The organism is uncultured Thiodictyon sp., from assembly GCF_903828115.1.
GTDB lineage: Bacteria > Pseudomonadota > Gammaproteobacteria > Chromatiales > Chromatiaceae > Thiodictyon.
On the sequence record NZ_CAIKKU010000018.1, the window covers coordinates 1 to 2,231 of the forward strand.

The following is a 2,231-nucleotide window of genomic DNA, read 5'->3' on the forward strand; positions in this document are numbered from 1 at the left end:
GCGACGATCTGGCGCAACACCTCATACTGTCCCTCGTTGATCTTCTTTGGCCGACCACCTTTCGACATCGTTGCGCGCCTCGTTCTTGTAAACTCGCGCAAGAATATCGGCCAGGTAGATTTTGTCTATACCCTCTCAGGGTGCCGAAGCCCATGCCCAGGCCGGTGTCCATGAATTCACACAAGAGCGCCGCGGTAAAGACCATGAGCACGGTACCCGGGACCAGGGCAACGGGATAGGGGGCGCCCGTCCACTCGGCCAGCCAGACGCCCTCCCAGTGGCCTTGGGTCAGCAGCAGGGCCAGCGAGATGCACAGCAGCGCAAGCCACAGGAGCAGGCGGCGCAGATGCGCCGGGGCGAAGGGTGCGGGGCGATCCATGGGGTCTCCGGGTCGGCGGGCGGCACGCGATTATGCGCAAAGCGAGATCCGAATGCGCCGGGTTTCCATCCTGGCCGCATCAGGAGCGACGCCGGTCGGTCACCGCAAACAGGGCTTGGCATGGGAGCGCGATAACGGTTACCATCGAAAGCGGCGACGGAGTGGAACCAAACGCATCAGCAAATAAGTTATAGCTAATAGCTGGGCGCCACTCAACGTCTGCTTATATTCTAACGTAAAGCGGTCTTCATCATACTGCCGGCCAACCGCCTGGGGCCGCGGCCGTGCGCCCGTGCGGCCTGGGGCGCCGCTCATGGCGCATCGGGGCGCAACGATATCAAGACCGGCGAGCGATATGGAGGAAACATTCAGTCTCGCGATAGACGGGCATCCCAACCTCAGTCACATTCGGAGTCTACATATGGCGCGTATCGTCATCCTCGGCGCCGGTATTGCCGGCCACACGGTGGCCAGATACCTGGGCAAGTGGGTCGGCCGCTCTACAAGAAACTCAACATCGATTTCCGCCTGGCCGGGGCCCTGTCCATTCACCCCGAAGGCGACACCGAACACGCCAAGCCCTTTGTCACGATCCAATATGCGGACGGCGGGCGCGCGGGGCAGACCGAGGCCGTCGAGTATGACTACCTGGTCAATGCCACCGGACCCAAGTTGAATTTCGCCGCCACCCCCGGGCTGGGCCCAGAGGCCGGCTACACCATGTCCGTCTGCACCCCCCCCACGCGCTGGAGGCAAATCGCCGCCTGCAGGCCGCCATCACGGCGATGAAGAACGGTCAGGACCAGACCTTCGTCATCGGTACCGGACATGGCATGTGCACCTGCCAGGGCGCGGCCTTTGAATACATTTACAACGTCGACTACACCCTGCGTCAGGCCGGGGTGCGGGAGCGGGCGCGCCTGATCTGGCTCAGCAACGAGTATGAGCTGGGCGACCTCGGCATGGGCGGTATGCACGTCGCCAACAGCGGCTACGTGACCAACAGCAAGCTCTTCGCCGAGTCGCTGATGGCCGAACGGGGGGTGGAGTGGATTACCCGCGCCCATGTCACCAAGGTCGAACCCGATACGATCCACTATGAGCAGCTCGACGGCACCTACCACGAACTGCCCTTTGATTTCGCCATGCTGATCCCGCCCTTCGCGGGGGTTGGGCTCAAGGCGTGCGACCGCGCGGGCACGGACATCACCGCGACCGTCTTCGCCCCCAACGGCTTCATGACCACACCGCCTCGATGGCGGAGGCGGGCGCGGTCTGTGTAGCCTCGACCGGCGCCCACCTCTTCAAAGGGAGCGCCGCCAGCATTGCCGTCTTCCCCGTCGTGCCCGACCGCGACACCTACCCTCAGTATGGACGCGATGTCGATCTCACCTTTTTCGAGGTCGGGCTCGCCGGGCACTGGATGAAGTTCCTCCTGCATCATGTCTTCATCTATCAGGCCAATCTCCGTCCGGGGTGGTCCCTCCTCCCCGATTGATGCGTCCCCTGTCCACCTTCAGCGAGGCACTATGCGATGACCGGCGAAACCCACGAGCCCTACCGCCAGGATTACTATCCCCCGATCCCCACCGGATTCACCAAATACCGGCGGACCTCCATCATCTGGCAGTTCTTCCGCTTCATTGCCATCAATGTCAAGATCCTCAAGGTCATGACGAAATCCATCCAGACGAGCGCAAGTCAGCGATGACTGCCGGGCCCAGCGCGGCCGGCAACCCCCACCAGTAAGCCCCCGGCTGGCCCGGCCGCTGCGACGTCATGCAGGGCCTTGATCATCACTCCGGCCACAGGCCCTTGCGGCAGCCCGTCGCGGCCTGGGGGCCGCTCCTAC

At 63.3% G+C, this 2,231-nt stretch carries 1 protein-coding gene and 2 pseudogenes; 2 read left to right on the forward strand and 1 reads right to left on the reverse strand.

The window, feature by feature from the left end:
* Nucleotides 1-379: pseudogene (locus tag QZY48_RS00650) on the reverse strand (hypothetical protein); the annotation flags it as partial.
* Nucleotides 380-800: 421 nt separating this feature from the next.
* Here QZY48_RS00650 and QZY48_RS00655 point away from each other — a divergent pair.
* A pseudogene (locus QZY48_RS00655) lies at nt 801-1,877 on the forward strand (NAD(P)/FAD-dependent oxidoreductase).
* A gap of 36 nt (nt 1,878-1,913) precedes the next feature.
* On the forward strand, nt 1,914-2,090 hold the full coding sequence (locus QZY48_RS00660; protein WP_295426481.1) for a hypothetical protein: 177 nt from the start codon (nt 1,914-1,916) through the stop codon (nt 2,088-2,090).
* Nucleotides 2,091-2,231: the final 141 nt, after the last annotated feature.

Coding starts and splice junctions, on each gene's coding strand:
- QZY48_RS00660 (WP_295426481.1), top strand. CDS start 1,914: ATGACCGGCGAAACCCACGAGCCCTACCGCCAGGATTACTATCCCCCG.